This window comes from Burkholderia pseudomultivorans (genome assembly GCF_001718415.1).
Classification (GTDB): Bacteria; Pseudomonadota; Gammaproteobacteria; order Burkholderiales; family Burkholderiaceae; genus Burkholderia; species Burkholderia pseudomultivorans_A.
The window spans coordinates 2,445,116-2,468,863 of record NZ_CP013378.1 but is presented as its reverse complement, the minus strand read 5'-3'; the positions used below and the strand labels follow the sequence as shown (position 1 = coordinate 2,468,863).

Genomic DNA, 23,748 nt, shown 5'->3' with positions numbered 1-23,748 from the left:
CGCGTCTCCAGGCCGGTCTACTGAATGCTCGACGCGATCTCGAAGATCGGCATGTACATCAGCACGACGATTCCGCCGATCACCACGCCGATCACGATCATCATCGCGGGTTCGATCAGTCGTGAAATCAGGTCGATCGTGCGCGACACCTGCGCTTCCTGGAACGCGGCGATCCGGTCGAGGACGGGCCCGAGCCCGCCGGTCTTCTCGGCCACCGTCAGCAGGCGATAGCCGATCGCGTTCGCGAGGCCGGCCTGCTGGAACGCATCGGACACCTTCGCACCGTTGCGGATCTGCTGCAGCGCGGCTGCAAGCGCGGCCTGGTCCGCGCGGCCGACGAGGCCGCGCGCGAGGTCGAACGCGCGAATGGCGGGAATGCCGCCGTCGACCAGCATCGCGGTCGTGCGATAGAACTGCGACTGGCGAAACACGCGGAAGTGTTGCCCGATGCCGGGCAGCGCCAGCAGGCGGTCGGCGAGCCAGATCCGCAGCGCCGGCCGCCGCAGCGCGACGCCCGCGGCCACCGCCAGCACGGCCAGGCCGCCCGCCAGCCCGGCGCCGTGCGCGTGCACCATGCTGCCCCACGCCATCAGCAGCCGCGACATCAGCGGCAGTTCGCGCCCGCTGTGTTCGAGCAGCGTCGCGAACCGCGGCACCACGAAGCCGAGCAGGAACAGCACCACGGCCGCGCCGACGAACAGCAGCACCGTCGGGTAGATCGCCGCCGACACGACCCGTGCGCGCAGCTCGCGCAGCGTCGCGCTGTTGACCGAATAGCGCGTGAGGCTGTCGGCCAGTCCGCCGGTCTGCTCGCTCGCCTTCACGCACGCCACCAGCACCGGCGGAAAGATCGGGCTCGCATGCTCCAGCGCCATCGACAGCGACTGCCCTTCCTCGAGATGCCGCAGCAGGTCGTGATACACCTGCGCGGACGCTTCGCGCCGTGTGTTGCCGCCGAGCGTGCGCAACGCGTCGACGAGGCCGACGCCCGCATCGAGCAGCGCTGCGAGCTCGCGCGCGAACATGTCGACGTCGAAGCGCGCCCGCGGCATCCCGAGCCGCTTCGCGCCGCGCCGCTGCCGCGCGGCGTCCGCGCTGACCGACACGACGCGCAGGCCGCGCGCACGCGCGAGCGAGGCGGCGTTCGCCGGCGAATCGCTGTCGATCCGCAGCGTCTGCACCGACCCGCTCGTATCGAATACCCGCAGCACGAATTTCACGTCGACTCTCCTTGCGGTCCGCTCACGCCGTGCGCCGCGACCGCGCCTCTACCACGACGAGATCGTCGCGTTCTCGCCGGACCCGCCGCCGCGCCCGTCCTTGCCGAGCGAAAACAGGTCGTAGTCGCCGTGTTCGCCCGGGGAACGATACTGATAGGGCCGATCCCACGGATCCACCGGGACGGCCTTCTGCAGGTAGGGGCCGCTCCACCGCGATGCGCTTTGCGGCTTGTTCACGAGCGCGTCGAGCCCCTCCTCGGTGGTCGGATACGAACCGACGTCGAGCCGGTATTGATCGAGCGCCTGGCCGAGCGACACGATCTGCGCACGCGCGATCTTCACGTTCGACTTGCCGACCTGTTCGAAATACCGTGGCGCGACGAGCCCGGCCAGCAAGCCGATGATGACCATCACGACGAGCAGCTCGAGCAACGTGAAGCCGCGGCTTGCGCACGCGCGACACCCGCTTCGTTCGTCACGCTGCCGCCCGCCCGGCCCGCCGGCCGGTATCGAGAACGATTGATGGCTCACGGCTTACCTCCCTGTATCGACCCGCGGCGTCAGCGCTGCCGATGCCGTTGATTGCATTCTTGATCACGCCGGTACGCGCCAGAAGTAGGGAGTGCCGTGCATCCCCATGGGTAAATCCCCCCCAGTTGGGTCATACGTCGATGGGGGGATTTACACACGGTCGTCGTCGTTCAGCGCGAGCACGCCGATGTCGATCGCGAAGTGAACGAGGCCGGTCAGGTTGGCGATGCCGAGCTTGCGCATCAGGTTGGCGCGGTGCTTGTCGACCGTTTTGGGACTGACCTTCAGGCACTCGCCGACCTGCCGGCTCGTGTGCCCTTCGACGACGAGACGCAACACCGTGCGCTCGCGGCTGGTCAGCGCGCGCCACAGGCGCGCCTTGTGCGCGTGCTCGTCGCGCAGCCCGTGCAGGCCGGCGCGGGCGCGATACGCGTCGAGGCTGACCACGCACTTGCCCTGCATCACGAAGCGCATTTCGCGCACCAGGTCGGCGAACGGCGAGTCCTTGACCACGTAGCCGTCTGCACCGGCGGCGAACGCGTCGCTCACGTCGTCTTCGCTGCGATGAACCGTGAGGACGATGATCCGCACATGCGGCACGTTGCGCTTGATCGTCGCGATCGCCTCGAAGCCGCTGCCGCCCGGCATGGACAGATCCATCAGGATCAGGTCGGGCCGGGTCTTCTCGGCCAGAGCGCACGCCTCGACCCCGCCGCTCGCCGCGCCGACGATGCAGTAGTCGGCCAGCTCGGAAACCAGATGGCTCAGGCCGACGCGCAACAGATGCTGGTCCTCGACGATCAGCACACGATGCTTGGTGTCCAATTTCGACGCTCCCCCGCAGAAACGCGGCGTCTAGTTGGACGCGACGACGTCGCGATAGGCCGCGAGCAGCTCGGTGGGCGTCGCGAAGCCGTCGATCCGCAGCCACGGCCGGCCCGGCGCGGCCCGCACGAACGTCACCGGCGTATGGTTCATCTTGTCGCCGCGATACACGTTGAACGCGCGCTGCGCGGCCACGCTCGCATCGACGGTTCCGGTGTAGTGCTGCCATTCGGGGCCCGCGCCGAAGCGTGCCGCGTAGGTCCTGAGCCGCTCGGGCGTGTCCGCCTCCGGATCGATCGAGATCGACATGATGTGGACCTTGTCGCGGTCGGCGCCGAGTTCGCCCTGCAATTGCTCGAGCGTCTGGCTGATCATCGGGCAGATGGTCGTGCAGCTGGTGTAGATGAACGTCAGGATCACCGGCCGGCCGTCGTCGAGCTCGCGGCTCAGCGAGACGGTCCGACCGTCGTCGCGCACGAGCTGCACCGTCGGTGCCGCATAGTCGACCATCGTGTGCACGGTGCCCGGCATCACCGCGTGATGCATGTGCATGCCGGGGGCCTGCATCGCACCCTCGGTCATGGGCGCGGCGGCCTTGTCGACCGCGTTGCCGGCGGGCGCTGCCGGTGCGGGCTGGGCCGGGGCGTCGGCTGCGGGCGCCGCGGGCGGCGCCGCAACCGGCGCCGTCGCGGGGGCCGCAGCGGGCTGCGCGGCGGAGTCGGTCGCCGGCTCCATCGCATGTCCCATCGCATGGTCCATCGTGTGCTCGCCCGCGGGCATCGCCGCGTTGTCGGCAGCGCTTCCGTCGGCGCTCTCCGCCGCGTTTCCGACAGGATGTTCGACACCGTTCTGCATGTCCTTTCCCATCAGGCTGTCGATGGCATCCGGCGCGGCGTTCTCGCTGACGTTCGCGTTCGCCGCCGCACTTTCGGCTGCCGCACCGCCGGCGTTCTCCATCGCGCCGCCATCGGACGCACACCATGCCGGCGCCGCCGCAAGCGCGGCGCCCGCGACCACCAACGCCCCCATCGTCGATCTGGCGATCCTCTTCATACCAGCCTCCATGACACGAGTCAGGCAGCGGACAATTCCGTGCCCCGCCCATGCAGTGTCATGAATTTGCTCGCGAGCGTCATGGGATGACGCCCCCCAAAGGCCGGTAGGACATGCCCGCTCGGCGCGATGCCCCGGTACGTGCGGCGGGCCTTTACCTATGACGAACGCGCGCAATCCCCATGTTGCGGCCCGTGGCGGTCACGGCCTAGAATGGTCGAAACCTTACGTTTTCCTGATGAGTGCGCCTCGGGAGCCACCATGACTGAACGCCAGCCCGAAGGGCCACGGGTCAGGCTGCTCGATCTGATCGACGCGATGCGCAAGCTGCGCAGCGCGCTTCGTCACGACGATCGCCGCACCCCCGTCGTCACCGATGCACGTGGTGCGGCGCTCGCCATTCTCGCCGACGACGGCGTCTTCGTATCGGTCAATCGCAGCGCCGCGGCGCTATTCGGATATACGACCGCCGAACTCGTGGGCCGGCATCTGTCCGAGCTGGCGCCCGAGGACGCCCACGTCGGGCTGGCGAACGAACTGTCCGCGAGCGCCGCGCTTCAGCATCATTCGTTCACGGCGATGCTCAGCGGACGCAGCGGCCATCCCGCGCCATTCGTCATACATCAGCAGGTGCTGCCCGGCACGTCGCTGTCGCTGACGCTGTTCGAAGAAACGCCGACGCCCGAGCCCGCACGGCGCGGCGACGCGGCCAACGATGCGGGCGTGCATGCGTGCCACACGTATGTGCTGATGGGCCAGCAGAAGGAACGGCATCGGCTCGCCGCGGAGCTGCACGACGGGCTCGGCCAGGCGCTGACGCTGATCAAGCTGATGAACGAGGACGCGCTGATGCGGCTTCGTCGCGGCGAGATCGCCGAGGCGACGAATCTGCTCGACGTCGCCGTGCTGCGGATTCGCGAGACGATCGGCGAGGTGCGCCAGATCTGCGGCGAACTGAAGCCGCCGATGCTCGACCGCCTCGGCCTGCCGGCCGCGCTCGCGGCGCTGTGCCGCCGCATCGAGCGCGACGCGGGCCAGCTGGCGGTCGAGTTCGATTGCGACGTCGACGACGACGCCATTCCCGAGCACCTGAAGGCGGACATGTTCCGGGTTGCGCAGGAGGCGCTGCACAACGTCGTCAAACATGCGCAGGCCACCGAGATCGTGCTCGGCCTGCACCGCGATGCGGGTGGGCTGCTGCTGACGATCGACGACAATGGCGTCGGCTACGAGCGCCATACGCTCGCGACGGACGACGGGCGCGCAGCGGGGCTCGGGCTGATCGGCATGCAGCACCGCATCGAGTCGCATGGCGGCACGTTCGCGATCCGGTCGTCCGCGACGACGGGCACGCGCGTCTCGGCAACCTGGCCGCTCTGATGCGGGCCGCGCTCAGCGCTTCGCGCCGCCGGCGGGATAGTCGTCCAGCGGCGCGACCGCGTCGGGCGTCTGCATGCTGTCGATGACGGGGTGCGCCGGCACGTCTGCCAGCTCCGGCTCCGCGCATTTCGCCGCGAGCGTGGTCAACAGACCCATGTTCATCGCGACGAGCACCAGCTCCGTCAGGTTCGCGAGATGGAGCTTGTGCATCATGCTCGCCCGATACTTCTCGATCGTCTTCGGGCTCAGGTTCAGGTACTGGCCGACCTGCCGGTTCGTGCGCCCTTCCGCGATCAGCTTCAGCACGCTGCGTTCGCGCGCGGTCAGGACGTCCCACGCCTTCCTGGGTGCGGGCGCTTCGCGGCCGGTCACGAACGAGTCGACCATGTAGCCGTACACCTCCGCGCTCAGGTGCCGCTTTCCCTGCATGACCATGCGCATCGCGAGCAGCAATTCGTCGAACGACACGTCCTTGAGCACGTAGCCGTCGACGCCTGCACGCAGCGCCTCGCGCACGTACTCCTCGTTCTGGTGCACGGTCAGCACGACGATCCGGATGGTCGGCGTTCGCCGCTTGATCGTCGCACTCGCATCAATGCCGTTCATCCCGCGCATCGACAGATCCATCAGGATCAGGTCCGGCGCGAGCGTCATGGCCAGGTGGCACGCTTCCTTGCCGTCCCGCGCTTCACCGACGACTTCGTAATCGCCTTGTGCGGAGAGCATCGACCGTAGCCCGTTTCTCAGCAGATCGTGATCCTCTGCAATCAACACGCGATATTTCGTATTCACGGCTTTCCCCATTTTTCCGCGCTTACACCACGTCGGATCTCGACGCCTCGTTTGCACGACGCCGGACGTTCTTTTGCTGCGTTCCGCTATCCGGTCTGGCGGCCACGTCTCGCGAGCGACAGGCCACGCCTCTGTCGCGAGCAAGGATCGCGCCACCGTGCGGCGCGCGCCCCTCGCGCCAGAGGTGCGCACGCGGAACCGCCGCGGCATCGCAGGAACGTTTCAGAGTTGAATCGATTCGGCGTTGTGCGTCGCATCAGTAAGACTACGGATGGCGGGACTATCCAATCGTTTCGGCCGCACGCGAAACGATTCATTCCACCACGACGGTCGAATCGAGCAGAAACCAACTGCTGCGCGTAAGAATCGTCAACTTGGCCCTGTTACCGCTCACTACCGACGATTACTTGTGTAACAGTTTTGCAGCGCCGTCGCGGGGCGTCTGTTCCGGTATCGAAGTGTAGGAGGTCGCCCCATTGCCGAGCCGATGAACCGGCCACGACAATGCAGATGCAGGAGGCCAGAAAAATGCATCGCCGCCCTTCATCCGGACTGGGAATAGCGCTCGTTGCCGTATGCGCGGGATTGGGCTCGTGCGCTGCGCACGCGCAGATCTTCGGCACGGTGGCGAGCAATGGCGCGATCGTCCTGACCAACGAGCCCGGCACGGCCAATCTGAAAGTGATCGTCGCGGCCGCGCCGGCCGCATCGGCAGCGAAGCACGCCGCGCCGAAATCGGCGGTCGCGGCGTCGTTCGCGGACGTGATCGCCGAGGCGAGCCAGGCGTTCAATGTGCCGCCCGAACTCCTTCGCGCGGTGATCGACGTCGAATCGGGATACAACCCGAAGGCGGTCTCGGACAAAGGCGCGCTCGGGCTCATGCAACTGATGCCGGAAACGGCGCGGCGCTTCTCGGGCGGCGACATGTTCGATCCGCGCGACAACGTGCTGACCGGCGCGCGGTATCTGCGCTTCCTGCTCGACCTGTTCAAGGAAAACGTCGAGCTCACGCTCGCCGCGTACAACGCCGGCGAGAACGCCGTGATTCGGGCCGGCTATCGCATCCCGTCGTTCCCGCAGACGCGCGAGTACGTGCCGCGCGTGCTCGCGCGCTACAAGCGGCTGCTCGCCGCGAGCTGACACGCAGGCGGCCGACGAACGATCTGCTGCCCGGCGGCAGCGAACGACGGCGTGCGGCCGCGCACGTCGGCCGGCATCGCGCCGGCCGACGGCGGGACGGACGCTCAAGGAAAGGCCGGGATGGTCGGATCTTCGCCCTGCAGATGCGCCTCCGTATGGTGAAGCTTGATCGCGTCTTCGATCTCGTGAACGCGGTCGGTCGGAACGTCGATCATCATCAACAGTTCGCCGTGCTCGATACCGTCCTCGAAGCGCTTCAGGCGCGTGCTCGGCACGTCGACGCCGATCATCGTCGACACCCATGCGCCGAAGGCGGCGCCGAACAACGTGATCGCCACGACGATGCCGCCGCCGATCGGCAAGCCGTCGGGCGGAAACACCAGCAGGAGCAGCCCGAGCAGCATGCCGGTGCCGAAGCCGACCGCGGTGCCGCGCGCCAGCGACGGCAGCAGGTCGCTGCGTTGCACGAGCGTGGCCCCCGGCAAACCGTCGCTCATCACGTCGTGATTGGCGAGGCAATGGATATGTCGCCACTCGATTCGCAGCGACAGCAACTCGCCGACGATCGATTGCGCGCACTGCGTCGTCGGCAACAGAAAATAGACCCGTCTCATGGCAGCTCCTCCTACATCGCCGCGCAATGCGGCGAAACACCCCTTGATACATTCTGGTTCGGTACGCATCCAGCGTGTAGTGGTAATGCCCGCCGAACTGCATGGGTGAAATACGGTAGACGGCGCCGCGCGTGTTTCAGAGCTGCCCGTAGCTGTGCAGCCCCGACAGGAACAGGTTGACGCCGAGGAACGCGAAGGTCGTCACCAGCAGGCCGGTGAGCGCCCACCACGCGGCGACCGTGCCGCGCAGCCCCTTCATCAGCCGCATGTGCAGCCACGCCGCGTAGTTGAGCCACACGATCAGCGCCCAGGTTTCCTTCGGGTCCCAGCTCCAGTAGCCGCCCCACGCTTCGGCCGCCCACAGCGCGCCGAGGATCGTCGCGATCGTGAAGAACGCGAAACCGACCGCAATCGACTTGTACATCACGTCGTCGAGCACGTCGAGCGTCGGCAGGCGGTCGGCGAGCACGCCGCGCTCCTTCATCAGGTACGCGACCGACACCATCGCCGACAGCGCGAAGCTGCCATAGCCGATAAAGTTCGCCGGCACGTGGATCTTCATCCACCAGCTCTGCAGCGCCGGCACGAGCGGCTGGATCTGCTGCGCATCGCGCGCGACCGAGTACCACATCAGGAAGCCGACCGCCGCGCTGATCACCAACAGCACGAACGCGCCGAGCGTGCGCGTGCCGTAATGCCCTTCGTAATACAGATAGAGCAGCGCGGTGATCAGGCTGAACAGCACGAACACTTCGTACAGGTTCGACACCGGGATATGCCCGACGTCCGCGCCGATCAGGTAGGACTCGTACCAGCGCACCATCAGCCCGGTAAAGCCCATCAGCACCGCGACCCAGGTGAGCTTCTGGCCGATCGCCGATCCCGATGCCGAACGCGCGAGCAGGCCGATCCAGTAGAACAGCGTCGCGAGCACGAACAGCGCGCTCATCCACAGGATCGCCGACTGGCTCGACAGGAAATACTTGAGGAAGAACGCCGAATCGGCGCGTGCGAGATCGCCCTGGTAGATCCGGATCGCCAGCAGCGCCAGCACCGCGATCGACGCCATCAGCAGCCGCGCGGGCTTCCAGCGCCAGCCGAGCGCGATCAGCGCCGGCACGGCGCCGACCAGCACGGCCGTGTCGTAGTAATCCATGTGCGCGCCGTTGTGCTCGAACGCATAGCCCGCGCCCGCCACGAGCGCCAGTGCGAACAGCCAGTCGATGACAGACAGACGCTCAACGAATGAAAAGCGCGTGCCATGCACGTCGACGCGCGCCCTGCGGCGGTCCCGGTACGGCAGGCTCGCGACTGGCGCGGTGCCGCTGCGCGTGATTCGGATGGTTTTCATGGTGCTCGGGAACGACCCCGCCTCTCGAACAAAAAGCGGCGCCCCGCCCCGGGGGAGACGGTGCACCGAAACGATTCCGGCCGGTGCGCCGGGCGCGGCTGCGGCCGGTGCGGCCTGGCGGTGCGCGCGCGCGGCGGTTCGACCGGCGTCAGTTCATTCACGGGCCGGCGGACTCGCCGGTGCGTCGCCGCCCGCCGGAAACGCTTCGACGAAAGCCGCGACCGCGCGCATGTCCTGCTCGGACATGTTCGCGCATACCGACTTCATCACGGCGCCGCGCGGCCGCGTATCGGTCTCGCGGAACACCCGCAGCTGCTTGATCACGTAGTCCGCGTGCTGGCCCGCGAGGCGCGGGAACCCGCTCAGCCCCTCGCCATGCTGGCCGTGGCATCCGGCGCAGGCGGCGACGCCCTTGTCCGGCAGTCCCGACATGAAGATCGCCCGGCCCGCGTCAAGGAGCACCCGATCGCCGCCCTCGCCGAGCGTCGGCGTCTGGCTCGAGAAATAAGTCGCCAGCTCGTCGATCTGCGCGTCGGTCAGATGCGTGAAGCCCCACATGAACCGCTTCGCGTTCGGATCGGCGCGCGCGTGATGCTTGAAATCCGTCAGTTGATCGACGAGGTATTCCTTGCCCTGTCCGGCAAGCTTCGGAAACATCGGCGATACCGACACGCCGGTCGCGCCGTGACAGTTCGAGCACACCTGCAGCGCGATGGTCTTGCCCGACACGGCCGGATTGTCGACTTCGCGCGATCGCTCGAGGTCGTGACAACCCGATGCCGCCAGCACCAGCGCAAGCGAAGCGAAATGGGCGACCTTGTTCATTTCAGTGCTCTCCCTGTCGCAACGTCCGTCGTCCCGCCGGATGTCAGAACGACGCGATCCATAGATAGACGAACAGCGTGTCGTTGTCCCTGGCATTGCGTCCGTTGCCGTCGTAGTTGGTCGTCGCGCCGAGGAACTTGGTGAAGTGCGTGTACTGGATGCCGACGCGAATATGTTGATCCGGAATCCAGAATATCTCCGGAGTCCATCCCTGCGTATTCGGATGGAAGTTCGCGCTCGCCGCGTAGGCCGTGCTGTCGGCGGTACCCGTCGTGTTGAAGAACGACAGGCTGACGCCATACTTGGCCTGGTAGACGTACGACGCCTTGAGCCGCAGCGAATTCAGGTTCGCCGACGTGTTGTCGCTCACGACGAAATTGTTCGGGTCGTGAATGTTCTCGCGGACGTAGCGCGCCTGGGCCGTGATCGTGTGCGGCTCCAGCAGGTACTGGTATTGCGCATCGAGACCATAGTCTCGAAAACGCGTGACACCGGTCCCGAAAATCGGGAAATTGTTCGCGTCGTTCGGATAGACGTCGACGCTGAAGCCGAACGCGCCGACCATCACGCTATGCGGCCCCCAGTCGTGGGTCAGCGCGATGCGCGCATACGGGTTGTAGCCGCGCAGATAGATCTGCGGGTGATTCGGGTTTCCCTCGTTGTTCCCGTGGCTCAGGAACGACCAGATGCCGTCCGCGGTGCTGTAGGCGGTCAGCTCCGCGTACAGCAGCTTGTTCCAGTACACGTAGGCGCCCGTGCCGACCGCCTGCGTCGCGAGCGAGCCGCTTTCGAGCACGGGAAGGTTCGGGATCTTCGCAACCGGGCTGATGGTCGACGAGATGTACGGATAGCCCCATGCCGGCGCGGTGTTGAACACGTCCTGCACGGTCGGGTTGTTGTGCACCGTCACGCCGACGATCAGGTCGTTCGCCGGCGTCATGATCCGGTCCACGAAGCGAAAGTCGGTATTGTCGGACGTCCAGTGGCCTTTCCATCGTCCGTTCGGGTCCTGATGATCATGGGCAATGTAGGTGAACTGCGCGAAGCCGCCGAGATGGTCGGTGATCTTCCCGGCGAGGAACACGCTCGCGAAGTCGAAGATCGGCAGGCCGTCCTTCGGGCTGACCGGGTTGCCGCTCGCGTCGCTGTTGAAGCGCGTCTTGGTCAGATCGCCGACCGCCATCGCGGCAAGCGGAATCGTGCGTTCGCCGAGCGTATAGCCGTTCAGCTTGAACATGCGCCCGTACGGCGTCAGTTCCGGAAACTGTCCGCCGGCATGGCACGCGACGCAGCTCTGCCCGGTCTGTCGGGCAAAGACCGGCAGCGCGTGCGCGACGGACGCCTGAAACAGGACGAGCGCCGCAAGCACGGCCATCCACGCGAAACGCATCCGGCGATGACGTGCGTCATGGCCGGCCAGAGAGGTGCTCATGGCTGTTTCCCCCACACCGAATGTCGTCACGCGCCGACGCAAGCGCAGAGCGGCGGGTGATGTCTTCATTGTGCGATCCGCCGATGCAAGCCGACATGGGGCACCCTCCTCCTTGCATGGTCAGACACCTACTCAATCTGTGCGCGGGCCGGCTCAGGGAACGACCCAGTCGCCGTCCGCGCGAACCGTCGTCCGGTCCGCGCCGGCGAACCGGACGATATAGCCGCCCTTCGACGCAAAGCGCTGCCCGGGCGCAAGCGTCAGGCGCGGGTAGTAGCCGGTCAGGATGCGGCGTTCGAGCATGTCCTCGACGCGCTCGACCAGATACTCGCGCACGAACGCATCCACCAGATGGCTCAGCGTCTCGGCAAGCAGCCCGCACGCGAGATACGTATCCGCCTGCACCTGCGGGGCGACGATCGGAATCTGCCGGATCGCGAACCATCCGAATGCGTAGTCGACGCGCACGCGCCGGGCCGCCGGCAGGTCGAACGGGTATGCGATGCGCGTCACGCCGCGCCACTCGGGCGGCAGCGGCGCGTCGTCGAGTCCGCCCACCAGCCCCGACATGAAGACCAGGTCGGACGTCGGCGGCACGCGATCGAGCGCCGCGAGGTCGGGCGGCCTCAGCCACAGCACGAGCACGTCGCCGCGCGGGATCCGGCGCAGGGCGTCGGCGACGCGTGCGCCGGGCGCGAGCGCGCGATTCGACACCGCGATGCCGCGCGTCTTCAGCGCGGCCGCCAGCGCCTGCGCGCCGCGCTCGCCGTTGTCGCCGGCCCGAAAGACCTGCCATACCGTCGTCGCCGTCTTCGCCGTCTTCGACGCCGGCCGGGCGCCGAGCTCGTCCTCGATCCGCTTCGCGATCAGGTCCGATTCGAGCAGCACGCCGCGCGAGAAGTACACCGAATAGAAATCGTGATCGGTGCCCACCGGGACTTCGACGTTCGGAAACAGGCACGGCACCGCCGCCTCTTCGCAGAAGTCGTGAACGGGCGCCCAGTTCCTGCCGCCGAGCCCCGACACGACGGCCAGCACCGGCTGTCGCGCGAGAAATTGCGCCAGCTGCGCCCGCCAGGTGTCGGGCGGCCCTGTGAGCTGCCACACGTGCAGCTCCCAGCGGCGATTGACCATGAACATCATCTTGCGCGTCGCGCGCAGCGGCGGCGTCGCGCCGATCGGAAACGCGTTCTTGTCGGCGAAATAGTGCTGCAGCACGTCGAGCATGCCGGCCCGTTTCACCGGGTCCGCGTCGGGGGTGATGATCGTCGCGAAGTGCAGCACCGTGTCCGTGACGCCCGCCGGCCTGCGCGCGTCGAGCCGCTTCAGGTATCCGCTCAGCGCGGCCATGTCCGCATCGCTCAGCGCATACTGCGGCATCAGCCTGCCGAGCGGCTTGCCGTCCGCGTCGATGCCGTCGCGCACGGCGCGCGCCAGCGTCGCCTCGGTGTACGGCTCGCGATCGACGCGCATGCCGGGCACGAACGGAATATCGAGATCCTCGGCGGTCTGCGCGCGCGGATGCACGAGATAGCGCCAGGTGATCGGCGGAATCGTGTTGTTGCCCTCCTTCGATCCGAGCCCGCTGCGCCGATGGCAGTTGATGCAGGCGGCGGCCGCGCCGTGCAGGCGCACGCCGTCCTGGTGCACGGCTTCGAGCGGTGCGCCCGAGCCGAGCACCCCGCGCTCGAAGATCGCTGCGCCTGCATCGACCGGCGCGGTCTGCGCCACCCCGTCGGCGCAGACCGCGGTGCGCACGCACGCGCATAGTGCCGCCAGCAGCAGCCAGCGCAGCGGCACGCTGCGTGACGCGATCACGCGAGCCGCCGCGCGGTCACGCAGCCGCGCCCCGATCGCGTTCATGGTCGCGGCATCGGCCGGCCGACGCCCGACGGCACGGGCGCCGCGTCGGCATCGATCGCAACGGGGCGGCGCCCGGACGACGGCGGCCGCGTGAAGATCGCGTCGTCGAGCGGCGGGTTCAGCGTGACCTTGTCGATGACGAGCACATCCTTGTGCGCCGACGAAGCCGCCCCGCTCTCGATCCGGAACGGGATCTGCAGCTCGCCGACGCGCCGGTAGTCGCCGTAGCGCGCCTCCACCGTGACGGGACCGTGCGGGCCGCGCACCTCGCGGTCGATCTTCACGTCGAGGAAGCTCCGGCTGTCGATCCACAGATGCCGGACCGCACCGGACGGCAGCTTCAGCGCCAGGCGGTAAGCCTCGTGTCCGTCGACCTGGTCGACGCCGTCGAGCGTGACGCCGACGCCCTTCGCGCCATGGTCGATCAACGGACCGTCGATCACCTGTTCGTCGCTCGCGGAACGCGCCTCGTCGACCGTGTACGGCCGCATGCTCGCGCTGCCGCCGTTCGCGCCCTGCTTCCAGCCTTCGCGGCCGTCGAACATGCGCACCGCCTTCTGGTTCATCACGGTGATCTCGAAACGCGTCTTGTTCGGCCGCTTCAGCGCGAGGACGAACGGCATGCCCTGCACCGGCGCGTTCGCGCTGTCCACGTGACCGAACCAGACCATCGTCTGGACCTTGCGCCACGCATCGAGCCCGCCGCGCGCCGCGACGTTCTTCTCGACGATCTGGTCCGCGCCGAGCCCCTGCCCCGGCACCTGCCCGCACGCGCACAACGCGGCCGCGACGCAGCCGGCCAGTATCCAGGCCCCGATTCGGCTCATGATGTTCGCCCCCGTGCGTGGTTTCAGCGGCTCGTGACGTGCGTCGCGAAGCTGATCGGCGGCTTGCCGAACAGCGCGTCGTCGGCCGCCTCGTTCAGGGCGACGTGCTCGATCGTGATCCGGTGCGTCGCCTTCACGCCGCTCACGACGGTCTCCATCGTATGCGGAATGACCAGGCCGTTTTCCTTCCGATACTCGCGATAGAACACCGCGACGCTATGCGTGCGGCCGTCCAGCACGCGCGGCTCGCCGTCGATCTTCAGTTCGAGGAAGCTCGACGCGTCGATCCACACGCGCCGCTGCGCGCCGTCCTTCATCGTCAGCTTCAGCACGTACGCGCGATGCCCTTCCACCTGTTCGGTGCCGAGCGCCTCGATCGTGGTGCCCTTGCTCGCGTAGTCGATCAGCGGCCCGTCGAGCTCGGCGGAGTCGGCGGCCGACTTCAGTTGCGCGGGCGTATACGGTTCGACGTCGTTGCGCCCGAGATACGGCCGCACGAGCCAGCCCCTCGAGCCGTCGTACACCTGCAGCGCCGTGCGCTGCTCGAACTGGATCTCGAGCCGGCTCTTGTGCGGCCGCTTCAGCGTCAGCGTAAACGGCAGCCTGACGTTCTTCTTGCCGCCCGCGTCAAGCTCGCCCGTCATCTTCATCGTCGAAATCGCACGCCACGCCTGCAGCCCGCCGCGCGCCGCGACGTTGCGCTCGACGATCTGCGCGACGCCCATGTGCGACGCCGATGCCGCCTGGGCATTCCCCGCCGCCGAGGCAGCAAGGGCTGCCTGGCCACAAGTCAGGAAAGCGGCGGCGCAGGCCGCCGAGATCGACTTGAAAAGAACCCGATTCATGATTTCTTCTCCTCGCGAGGCCGGCCATCGGTTTTCCCCCGGTCCGGCCGGCCGCGCAGATGGGGGATGTGATTACTCGACCACCAGCCCGTCGATGTGCAGCGAACCGATCAGCACGCTGACGCGGTCGCCGCGCTTGATCGGATTGCCCTTGTTCGAAAACACCATCCAGTACTCCTGACCGACCTCGAGATTGCCGGTCTGCCGCAGCGCACCGACCTGGTCCATGGTCGGCACGACGAGCATCGCATGGCTCGCCTCGCCGTACAGATAGGCGGTCGCCCGATTGTCGGCGAGCAGCCGGGCCTTGCGCGGATCGGCGACGCGATAGCTGAAGCGAATCAGGTTGCCGGACGCCGTGCTGCGCACGTGCAGATCGTCGATGCCCCGGGCCAGCCGATAGTACGCACGCGCCTGTCGCGGCAGGCTCACCGGCTGGTACGGCGAGTGCCGGCGAGCGGCCGGCGCGCCTTCGCCGGCCACGGCCGGCGCGGGCCGGACCGTGGCGACGCATGCGGCGCCGGCGAGCAGCGCCGCCGCTATGGTGTGAAAGGTCGAGTGCTTCATGGCAGCGTCCCCGTGACCGGCTTCAGCGCGCCGCTTACCGTGTTGAGCAGGCCGGTCGGCGCAGAAGCCGGCGCGACAACTGGCGCGACGACCGGAGCAACGACCGGCGGCACGACCGGCGCAACGACCGCCGGCCCAACCTGCGGGACGTTCGGCGCGAGGATGCCGGCCAGCAGCGACGACTGGCTGCCCAGCGCGAGCGGGTCGATCTGGCTGCTGGGCAGCAGCCCGGGCAGGCCGATCCCGACGAACTCGACCGCGCCGATGTCGTAGCCGTGCGGCTGGGGCCGCGGCGTCCCGAAGATGTCGTGACGCGGCGCACCGTTCGCCGTGGCCGCGCCGATCGCCGGCGACGTGGACTGGATCGAATAGTTGCCCAGCATCACCCTCGAACCCGAGCTGCCGGCCGGCAGCGCCTCGTTGACCAGCGACAGCGGGCCGTACGACATGTTGATCCACTGGTTGCCTTCATCGGGCGTGGCCGTCGGCATCAGGCCGAACAGCGGATTCGGCAGCACCGCGTCGGCGATCCCGGGCGGCACGGCGAAGCCGTTGCCACCGGCTTCCGGCGGCACGCGCGAGCCGTTGCAGTACTGGCTCACCGTCTGCGGGTTTGCGCCGAGGTTGTCCGCGGCATAGCCGGCCGTGCTCGTCAGGATCGAATGCTGCGGATTCATCGTCAGCCCCGACTGGTGATTGCCCGGCCCGGTGTCGCCGTACGCGCCGATATCCCAGTACATCGGCGGCGTCTGGCCGCCCGTCACGCAGAAGCCCGTCGCGTGGCCCGTCTGGTTCAGCACCGGGTTCAGCGTGACCGCGTTCTGCACGCCCGGGATGTTCGGGTTCGGCTGCGAACTCACCGAGATGTAGAACGAGCGGTTCTGCCAGAACACGTTGTTGGTCAGGACCGGGTTCGAGAACTTCGTGCAGTTCGGCTCGCCCGCGGGGCACGTCACCTGCCCCTTGAAGCCCGCCGGCGGCACGAACGCCGTCATCAGGTTCTGCGTGTGCGACGCGGTCTCCAGGCCGGCCGGCTGCGGCGTCGACGTCTCGATGAAGCTGCTGCAGGTCGGGTCCGGACTGTTCGGGCTGCTCGTGCATCCCGGCGGCGGCACGTTCGACTGCGACGCGGCCGGCGTATTGAAGAGCACGCCCGCCGACGCCGTCGCATCGTTCGCAATCACCGTGTTGTTGACGAACTGCACGCGCACCGCATCCTGCAGCGAGACGCCGCCGCCGGACCAGCCCGCCACGTTGTCCGCGATGATGTTGTTGATCACGCTGACCTGGTACCACCTGCCCGGATTGGCGAGACTGCGCTGCACATCGGTACCGTTGACGCCCTGCAGCCGCAGGCCGCCGCCCTTGCCGCTTTCGGCCGTGTTGCCCATGATCAGGTTGCCGTCGATCACGAGGTTCGGGCCGACCCCGTCGGACAGCTGCGGCGCGCAATCGACGTCGACCGTCGAGTTCTCGCAGAACGTGCCGTCGGGCGGCACGCCCTCCGCGATCATGCCGCCGCCGTACGTCGGCAACGTCGGGTTGGTGCTCTGGTTGAACAGCACGACGTTGTGCGACAGGTCGCCGTCGTAGCTGAAGCCGAAGTGCGCGACGCCGCCGCCGTCACCGCTGCTGATGTTGCCGCATACCCAGTTGTAGTTGAAATGGTAGTAGTCGGAACCCGAGCAGAAGGTCACGCCGCCCGCCGAAGACGGCGTGGTCGAATTGATCTCGTCGCCGTACGACGCGTTCGACGTCACCGCGTTGTGGTGGACGTTGACGTGCGTGTTGTACATGTACGCCAGCTGCGTCACGCCGTCCGCGGCGATCGTCCCGTCCGGCACCTCGACCTGTCCGACCGTGATGCCGCCCGTGAGCGTGCCGGCGTTGCTCGTCACGCGGTTGTTCGATACCTCCGTATAGTGGTTCCAGCCGTGCAGGAAGATCCCGCCGCCGCCTTGCGAGCTGTTGGTGAACGTGATGCCGTCGATGCGCGACGGGTTGCACAGGAAGTTGCTGTAGTTCGGGTTGGACGGATCCGTCGTGCAGTCCCGCGCGGTCAGCGGCGTGCAGATGCCGTTCGCCGTGCAGTTCGCGCTCGGCCGCACGCCCTTGCCGACCACCGTGATGCCCGCGCCTTCATAGGCGCCCATCAGCGACGGCTCCATCAGCAGTTCGCCGAGGTTGCCGTTCAGCGTGCTGTCCCAGCCCACGGTCGGTTCGAGCGGGATCGGGTCCGCGTGCCCCTGCATCAGCTTCGAGCACTGGTAGGTCCCGGACGGATCGTACGGGTTGTTGGTCGGCGAAACCGGTTTCGACGGGTCGTACGTGGCCGTCATCAATCCGCCGTCCAGCGACGTGCCGAACAGGCAGTCCACCAGCCGGCGCCACGGTTCGAGCTTGCCCGACGGATGGGTGTTCGCGTTCACCGTCACCGACGGCGCGCCGACGCCCTGCAGCCGCACGGGCTTCCACATCACCAGCATTTCGTTGTACGTACCGGGACCGACGACGATCATGTCGCCCGCGCTCGCGTTGTCGATCGCGCTCTGGATCGCGTTGTTCGCGCCGTTCTCGCCGCTGACGTAGGTCGGCTGCTTGCCGCCGATCGTGACCGTCACCGTATCGATCGAGTGCTTGTCGCTGTCGGTCGAGATCACGAGTTCGCCGCACTGCGCCGCCGGCGCACCCATCTGGCGAATCGTGCAGCTCGACGCCGCCGCGCCGCCGGGACCGAGCGGCAGACTCAGGTCGGGCACCTTCACGACGATCTTCGAATCGCTCCACGACACGACCGGCGCGGTGACACCGGCAATCGTCACCTTGCCCTTGCCCTGCGTCGAGCCGAATCCGTAGTGCCGCGTGATGAACTTCTGGTTGAACGGCGCGCTGGTCTGGCTCGGTCCCGTGTACGCATGGTTCGGCACCTGCTGATCGCCGAGCGCGTTGATCGTCAGCTGATGGTTCGGCATGCTGACCCACGGCCCCGTCCCGCCGCCGGGAAGCGGATCCCCGGTGACGCTCGAGATCGCCGGCGTCGCGTCCGGATACGCGCAGTCGGGCTGGTTGTAGCCGTCCGCGAACGACTGCACCGGCACGACCGGCGTGTCCATGTACTGCGTCTGCCCGGGCATGAACGGAATCTCGTAACAGAACTGGCTGTACGCCGGGTTGTACATCGGATCGGCGATCATCTTGCCGGGATGAGTCGGATCGGGAATCGGGCCCGGATCGTTCATGCAGGTCACCATCATCGTCGGCGCATAGCCGGTCGGGTTCGGCGGGTTCACTTCCCAGGTCGAGTAGGTCAGTCCGTTGTAGATGCCCCATTGATCGGAATACGTGCGCGAGATTTCATTGCCGGAGAAGTCCTTGAACGACACCGGCACGTTCGGCACCGCGAACTTTTCGCCGAACTGCGGCGAGTACGGGTCGAACTCCGACGAGAAGTCGTCGAGCATGAAGCCCGTATAGTGCGCGGCCACGTGCGTCGAGCTGAAGATCCAGAACTTCGCGAGCACCGATTCCTCGTCCGTCAGCACGACTTCCTTGCGGTCGCACAGGTGGCGCGACGCGCCCGCGAACGGTGCGACTTCCTTCGAGCCCGGGAACAGGCTGATGTAGTCGGGCACGATGCGCAGCTCGCCCACGCACGGCCAGAAGCGTTCGACGCTGCCCGTGTCGCCTTCCGCATGCGGCGTCGAGCCGAGGTCGGTCGTCGGGTTCTGCGCGTTGTTCTGGTTGTAGGTCGAGTTGACCGCGGCCTGGTCGGGCAGGATGAAGACCGCACCGATGCCGGCGAACTGCTGCGTGACCGGCGCGATGTAGTTGTCGCCAATCAGGATGTTCTTGTCCTCCTCCTTCACCAGCTCGTAGCCGGGCGGCACGATGATTTCGACCACGTACTTGCCGGGCGGCAGCATCGGCGTGCCGTCGACCGGGTTCTTGCCGACGCAGATCTTGCAGTTCGACGCGACCGGCTTGCCGCTCGAATCGGTCGCCGTCACGCTCGGGAACTTGTACATCCCGTCGAACGGCGCAGGCTGGATCTGATTGAACACATGCATGCCGTCGTAGCACTTGTACTGCGCATTCGCCGGCAGCTGGCGATGCTGCGGATCGAGCCAGTTCGTGCTGTTCTTCAACGTGAAGAAGAACGGATCGCTCGTGTTCTGCCCCGGGCAGTTCATGTTCGGGTTGCCGTCCGCGCGGAAGCCCTGCGCCCAGTCGTCCCAGCTCGAGGTCTTGGTCGTATCGACGAGCGTCAGGTTGGTGGTGCCGTCCGTGGCCGTGCCCTCCTGGTACAGGTTCACCGTCACGTTCGGCACGTTGGGCGTCCACTTGGTGTGGATCAGCAGCGTCGGATCGTCGAACGGCCGCGTCGACGCATAGATCACCTCGCCGCGAATCCCGCCGTTCTCGCCCTTCGCAAACGGCGCCTTGCCGAATTCGATGAACGAGCTCTGGCCGGAGAAGCCCTGCCATGCCTCCGACGTGACCCACGGCGGATCGACCCGGCCGGTCGAGCCCGTGCCCGTCGATGCGCAGTCGGCGTCCGCGCAGTAGCGCGCGCCCGGCACCTGCAGGTTCGACGGCAGCGGCACGGTTTCGACCGTGTTCGCGAAATTCGCCGCAATCGTCGAATTCCCGCTGCCCGCCTTGCCGGTCCCGTCGACCGGCCCGCCCGCGTCGTACACGACGTGCGTGCCGCTGGTTTTGTAGCGCGTCATGTCGTCGTCCACCACATACCAGTTGAACAACGGGAAGATTTCGTTGAACGGCGCATAACCGTTCGCATCCGTCGTGTTGAAGTTCGAATAGCTGCCGTCGCGGAACCGCATGTTGGTCGACGCCAGCGCGATGCCGGGATCGTCCGGATGCGAGATGCCGTCGCCGTGCAGGTCGATGAAGGTCCGCGTGTAGAGGTTGGTCTGCCACTGCAGCACGGACACGTCGCCGAGATCGACCGTCGTGCTGCCGTCGGCCGCGGGAAGCTGCGTCGCGCGGGCCAGCCCGTCGACGATCTGGTCGTTCCACTGGTCGAACACCGTGATGCGCGTCGTGCCGCTGGGCAGCCCGCTGATGCTGAAGCGACCCTCGCTGTCGCACTTCGTGAAGCCGTAGTCCTCGCCGTCGGGATCGCCGACGCTCACGTAGCATTGCGAAAACGACAGCGCATCGTGCGACCCGCTGCTGTACAGGTTCTCGTTCGGCGGGCGGCTGTAGTGCAGGTTCGTCACGCGCCCCTTCACCGTGTTCGGGCACGGGCCCGTGTCGCAGATGCCCGTCTTCGCCGCGTTGGTCCTGCGCGCGTTGATGGTCTTCGGATTCGCGAAGCCGATCGACACGTGATAGCCCGCCGGCCCGAACTCCTGGAAGTACGCGGGGCCGCCGATCTTGATGAACGCGTCATGCGCCTTCTGGCCGTCGAGCGTGTTGGTCTGCAGCCACTCCTCGCCGCGGCCGATCCGGTCGGCGGCGGGCGTCGCGATCACGCCGTAGCGGCCCGGCATCAGGTTCGCGATGATGGCCTGGCCGACGAGCGGCGACAGCGTCTTGCCGTCCGATTCGTACTTCGGGCAGGTCGGGATCATGCCGACCAGGCCGTCGGTCGCCGACGAAATCGGACATGCGTTGAGCCCGGTCGACGGATCGATCGTGCCCTGCAGCGAATTCGACAGCGGCATGTTGAACATGTCGTAGGTCATCTGCCCGGTCGGGTCGCCGGTGCCGCCGGCGTCGTCCCACAGCTTGATCTCGAAGCCGCCGAGGCCCGGTTCGCGCGCGGTGCCGAACGCATCGGTGCCGCCGCTGACGTCGACTTCGCCGTTCAGCGGCGCGTCGTCCTCGAACACGAACACCGACAGCTTGGCGGTCTGGTACGGCGTTTCCGTCAGCAGCACGTTGAGCTGCCCGGCCTGCCCGCTTCCCGTCTGCCCCGCCTTCGCGGCCGCGATCTGCGCGGGCGAAATCGTCGCGCCGCCCATGCCGTGCCCGCACTTGCCGGTGCCCGGCGCGAAATCCGCGCCGCTCGGGCCCGACGGGCAGTCGAGCGCGATGCTGAACTGGCGCTTGCCGTCGGGCGACACGCCGCCGCCGTTCACGAACGTATTGCCGGCATCGCCCGGCAGGATGGAGATGTAGTAGTGCTTGGTCGGATCGAGCGCCACGTATTTCGGGTCGACCGGCGTCTGCTGCGACACGTTCGCACCGGTGCGGCACGCGCCGTTGCCCACGTCGCAGACGGCCGGCACGTGCGTGTTGTGCACCGGGTCGAACACCGTCTGGCCCGATTCGCACGCGACGGTGCCGACGCACCCGGACGCAACCACCGGCATGTAGCTCGTATGGAAATTCGTACCGAGGCTCGGGACCGGCAGCGGCGGACAATTCGCCGGCCTTCCCGACGCGGCATTCACCTGGCAGGCCGGATCGATCTGCATCGTGCGGTCTTCCTCGATGATCCACCGATAGTCGGTCAGCCTGACCATCTTGTTCGGCGCCACCGCGTCCGGCTGCATGCTGGGCGCGTCCATCACGTTCACGACGAGGCCGCTGCCCGGGTTGAACGTCAGCGTCACGGTCCCGGCATTCGGGCTCGTCTGGTTCTGCGTATTGGTGACCTTGTACTGGAACGTCATCGTCTGCGCGGCGCCGCCCATCGGCGGGGCCGTCGGCACGGCGGTAAACGAGCCGTCCGCGTTGAGCGTCACGGTGCCGTTCGTCGCGCTCGAGGCGACGATCTGCGCGGTGAGCGGCAAGCCGGCCGGATCGCTCGCGCTGGCCAGCACGCCGGGCGCGCCGACCTGCAGCTGCGACGCGATGTTGCTCGAGAACGCGGCATTGCCGGCGCTCGGCACCGACAGGCAGTGGTTGCCGGTCGTACAGGCGGTCAAGGTGACCTTCGCCGTCACCGGCGGCGCGCCGTTGGTCGACTGATAGACGAAACTGTCGTTCGCCATGCTGCTCGACAGATAGGTAAACGTACCGTCCGTATTCAGCGTCAGCGTGCCGCTGGCCGGCGGCGTCTTCACCTTCACGCCATACACGCCGGAATCCGCGGCGATCACGCCCTTGGCCGGATCGGACACGCTCAGCGTCGTGCCCGGCACGAAGTAGTAGTTGGTGCCCGTGGCGGTCGGCGTCTCGCCGATGCCCGCGGTCGCCGACGGCTCCGCGTTGTTCACGGCGATATAGGCCTGCATCCCGCCGTCGCGCTGGTTGTTCGTCGACAGGCTCAGTTCACGGTCGTACACGGGCATCGCGGCCGCGGCCGGCGCGTTCACCAGTATGTCGTAGGTCTTGCCCGCGGCCATGAACACGGAATTCTGGATGCGCGGACGCCCGGGCAGCACGTTGCCGTCTTCGGCAACGAGCGTCACGCCCGGCACGGCCGGGTTGCCGGTCTGCGCGCCCACCACGGCCGGAACGTGCATGCGCAGCCCCGCGTTCACCAGTCGTACGAGGATCTGCCCGGTCTGCGCGGGCACGTTCGCGCTCGGCGGGAAGGCCGATGCGTTCGGGTTGGTGCGATCGAACGCGACGCCGTTGATCAGGAAATAGCGCGGATCGTAATTGACGACCGGCGGGTAGCAGGTGCCGAACGATGCGGACTTCGAATCGCCGCATCCGCCGGGCTGCCCCGACCACGCGGCGGTTTCGCTGAAGCCCTTCGTCGCGACGGCCGCGGCGACCGCGGCGTTCTGCACCGGATCGATCTCGCTCATCACGAGCGGCACGTCGGCGTCGTAGCACGACGCCGTATGGGGATAGGCCTGCTTCGTCGATGCGCAGGTCGAGCTGGCCACGGCCGGGCTCGTCACGACCAGCACGCCGTACAGGCCCATCGGCCCCTGGATCGACGGGTGCGTGCCCGACTCGAGCAGATAGGTGCCCGGCTTCAGGTTCGGCCAGGTCAGCGCGGTATGCGATTTCGGATCGGTCGACGGCGCGACCTCGGTCCCGAACGACTGGACGCGCGGCCCCTGCGCGGGCGGCACGAACGACGCCAGCGGCGCGTTCGACGTCGCGGTGACGATCGGCCAGGTCGTGGCGGTCTGGGTCGGATGCACGGGGCTCGGCGTCGTGGTCGGCGCATTGCCGAGACCGCCGCCGAGCTGCCCGACGAGCACGAGCGACGTCGGCACGGGCGCGGGCAGGTTGTTCGTCAGGTTGATCTGCAGCTGGCCCGCCGGGACCGTGACCACGACCGGCGACCAGTTCGCGCCTGCGCCGGGATTCGCCGCCGCGCAGGTCGCGTTGGTGGTCGGCGCGGCCGCGACGGCGGCCGGCGTGCAGCTGTAGCCCCACATCGGCACGGACTGGCCGTCGGGCAGCACCGCCACGGAGGCCTTCGCCGTCAGATTGACGACCGACTGCGCGAAACAGGCCTCGCCTGCCGCCAGCAGCATCGATGCCGCGACCCCGGCCTTGAACAGGCCCAGCAGGGTCATCGTGAGTTTGGTGGTTCTCATCGCCGTTCT

Annotated in this window: 15 protein-coding genes and 1 pseudogene; 2 read left to right on the top strand and 14 right to left on the bottom strand. The window is 67.4% G+C overall.

The annotated features are described in order from the left end of the window. Positions 1-17: 17 nt before the first annotated feature. The 4 genes and pseudogenes from WS57_RS23740 to WS57_RS36155 all read right to left on the bottom strand — a co-directional run. Positions 18-1,220: a type II secretion system F family protein gene (locus WS57_RS23740; RefSeq protein WP_059482580.1), complete on the bottom strand. Its 1,203-nt coding sequence runs from the start codon at positions 1,218-1,220 to the stop codon at positions 18-20. A 48-nt stretch (positions 1,221-1,268) separates the two neighbouring features. After that, positions 1,269-1,652, bottom strand: coding sequence for a type II secretion system major pseudopilin GspG (gene gspG / locus WS57_RS23735; protein WP_228545602.1), 384 nt, complete (start codon positions 1,650-1,652; stop codon positions 1,269-1,271). A 249-nt stretch (positions 1,653-1,901) separates the two neighbouring features. Further along, the gene (locus WS57_RS23730; protein ID WP_009691172.1) at positions 1,902-2,576 is read right to left on the bottom strand and encodes a response regulator; all 675 of its coding nucleotides are present in this window, start codon (positions 2,574-2,576) and stop codon (positions 1,902-1,904) included. 30 nt (positions 2,577-2,606) lie between these two features. Continuing rightward, a pseudogene (locus WS57_RS36155) lies at positions 2,607-3,125 on the bottom strand (SCO family protein); the annotation flags it as partial. Positions 3,126-3,758: 633 nt separating this feature from the next. Between WS57_RS36155 and WS57_RS23720 the strand changes: the two are divergent. Beyond that, entirely contained in the window at positions 3,759-5,009 is a 1,251-nt protein-coding gene (locus WS57_RS23720) for an ATP-binding protein (RefSeq protein WP_311000240.1), read from the top strand. Between the two features lie 12 nt (positions 5,010-5,021). Here WS57_RS23720 and WS57_RS23715 read toward each other — a convergent pair whose 3' ends face one another. Continuing rightward, entirely contained in the window at positions 5,022-5,801 is a 780-nt protein-coding gene (locus WS57_RS23715; protein WP_059482607.1) for a response regulator, read from the bottom strand. Positions 5,802-6,329: 528 nt separating this feature from the next. Between WS57_RS23715 and WS57_RS23710 the strand changes: the two genes are divergently transcribed. After that, positions 6,330-6,941, top strand: coding sequence for a lytic transglycosylase domain-containing protein (locus tag WS57_RS23710; protein ID WP_155640344.1), 612 nt, complete (start codon positions 6,330-6,332; stop codon positions 6,939-6,941). Positions 6,942-7,045: 104 nt separating this feature from the next. Here the strand turns inward: WS57_RS23710 and WS57_RS23705 are convergent, their stop codons facing one another. From WS57_RS23705 to WS57_RS23665, 9 genes are all read right to left on the bottom strand, one after another. Then, positions 7,046-7,555 (bottom strand): hypothetical protein, encoded by a 510-nt coding sequence (locus tag WS57_RS23705; RefSeq protein ID WP_009688799.1) that lies wholly within the window; start codon positions 7,553-7,555, stop codon positions 7,046-7,048. A gap of 136 nt (positions 7,556-7,691) precedes the next feature. Then, complete coding sequence (gene ccsB, locus WS57_RS23700; RefSeq protein WP_236871917.1) at positions 7,692-8,906, bottom strand: c-type cytochrome biogenesis protein CcsB; 1,215 nt, start codon at positions 8,904-8,906, stop codon at positions 7,692-7,694. A gap of 153 nt (positions 8,907-9,059) precedes the next feature. After that, entirely contained in the window at positions 9,060-9,731 is a 672-nt protein-coding gene (locus tag WS57_RS23695) for a c-type cytochrome (protein ID WP_009688150.1), read from the bottom strand. A gap of 43 nt (positions 9,732-9,774) precedes the next feature. After that, on the bottom strand, positions 9,775-11,163 hold the full coding sequence (locus WS57_RS23690; RefSeq protein ID WP_081337659.1) for a cytochrome C: 1,389 nt from the start codon (positions 11,161-11,163) through the stop codon (positions 9,775-9,777). A 153-nt stretch (positions 11,164-11,316) separates the two neighbouring features. Then, complete coding sequence (locus WS57_RS23685) at positions 11,317-13,026, bottom strand: c-type cytochrome (protein WP_069244911.1); 1,710 nt, start codon at positions 13,024-13,026, stop codon at positions 11,317-11,319. Beyond that, positions 13,023-13,853, bottom strand: coding sequence for a hypothetical protein (locus WS57_RS23680; RefSeq protein WP_059514376.1), 831 nt, complete (start codon positions 13,851-13,853; stop codon positions 13,023-13,025). The genes WS57_RS23685 and WS57_RS23680 overlap by 4 nt, the downstream gene beginning before the upstream one ends. Before the next feature lie 23 nt (positions 13,854-13,876). Further along, on the bottom strand, positions 13,877-14,698 hold the full coding sequence (locus WS57_RS23675) for an outer membrane lipoprotein-sorting protein (protein ID WP_069244910.1): 822 nt from the start codon (positions 14,696-14,698) through the stop codon (positions 13,877-13,879). 72 nt (positions 14,699-14,770) lie between these two features. Further along, on the bottom strand, positions 14,771-15,265 hold the full coding sequence (locus WS57_RS23670) for a hypothetical protein (RefSeq protein ID WP_040127010.1): 495 nt from the start codon (positions 15,263-15,265) through the stop codon (positions 14,771-14,773). Further along, positions 15,262-23,739 carry an Ig-like domain-containing protein gene (locus tag WS57_RS23665; protein WP_167361738.1) on the bottom strand — a complete coding sequence of 2,826 codons (8,478 nt, stop codon included), beginning with the start codon at positions 23,737-23,739 and terminating at the stop codon, positions 15,262-15,264. Before WS57_RS23665 ends, WS57_RS23670 begins: the two co-directional genes overlap by 4 nt. Positions 23,740-23,748 lie beyond the last annotated feature (9 nt).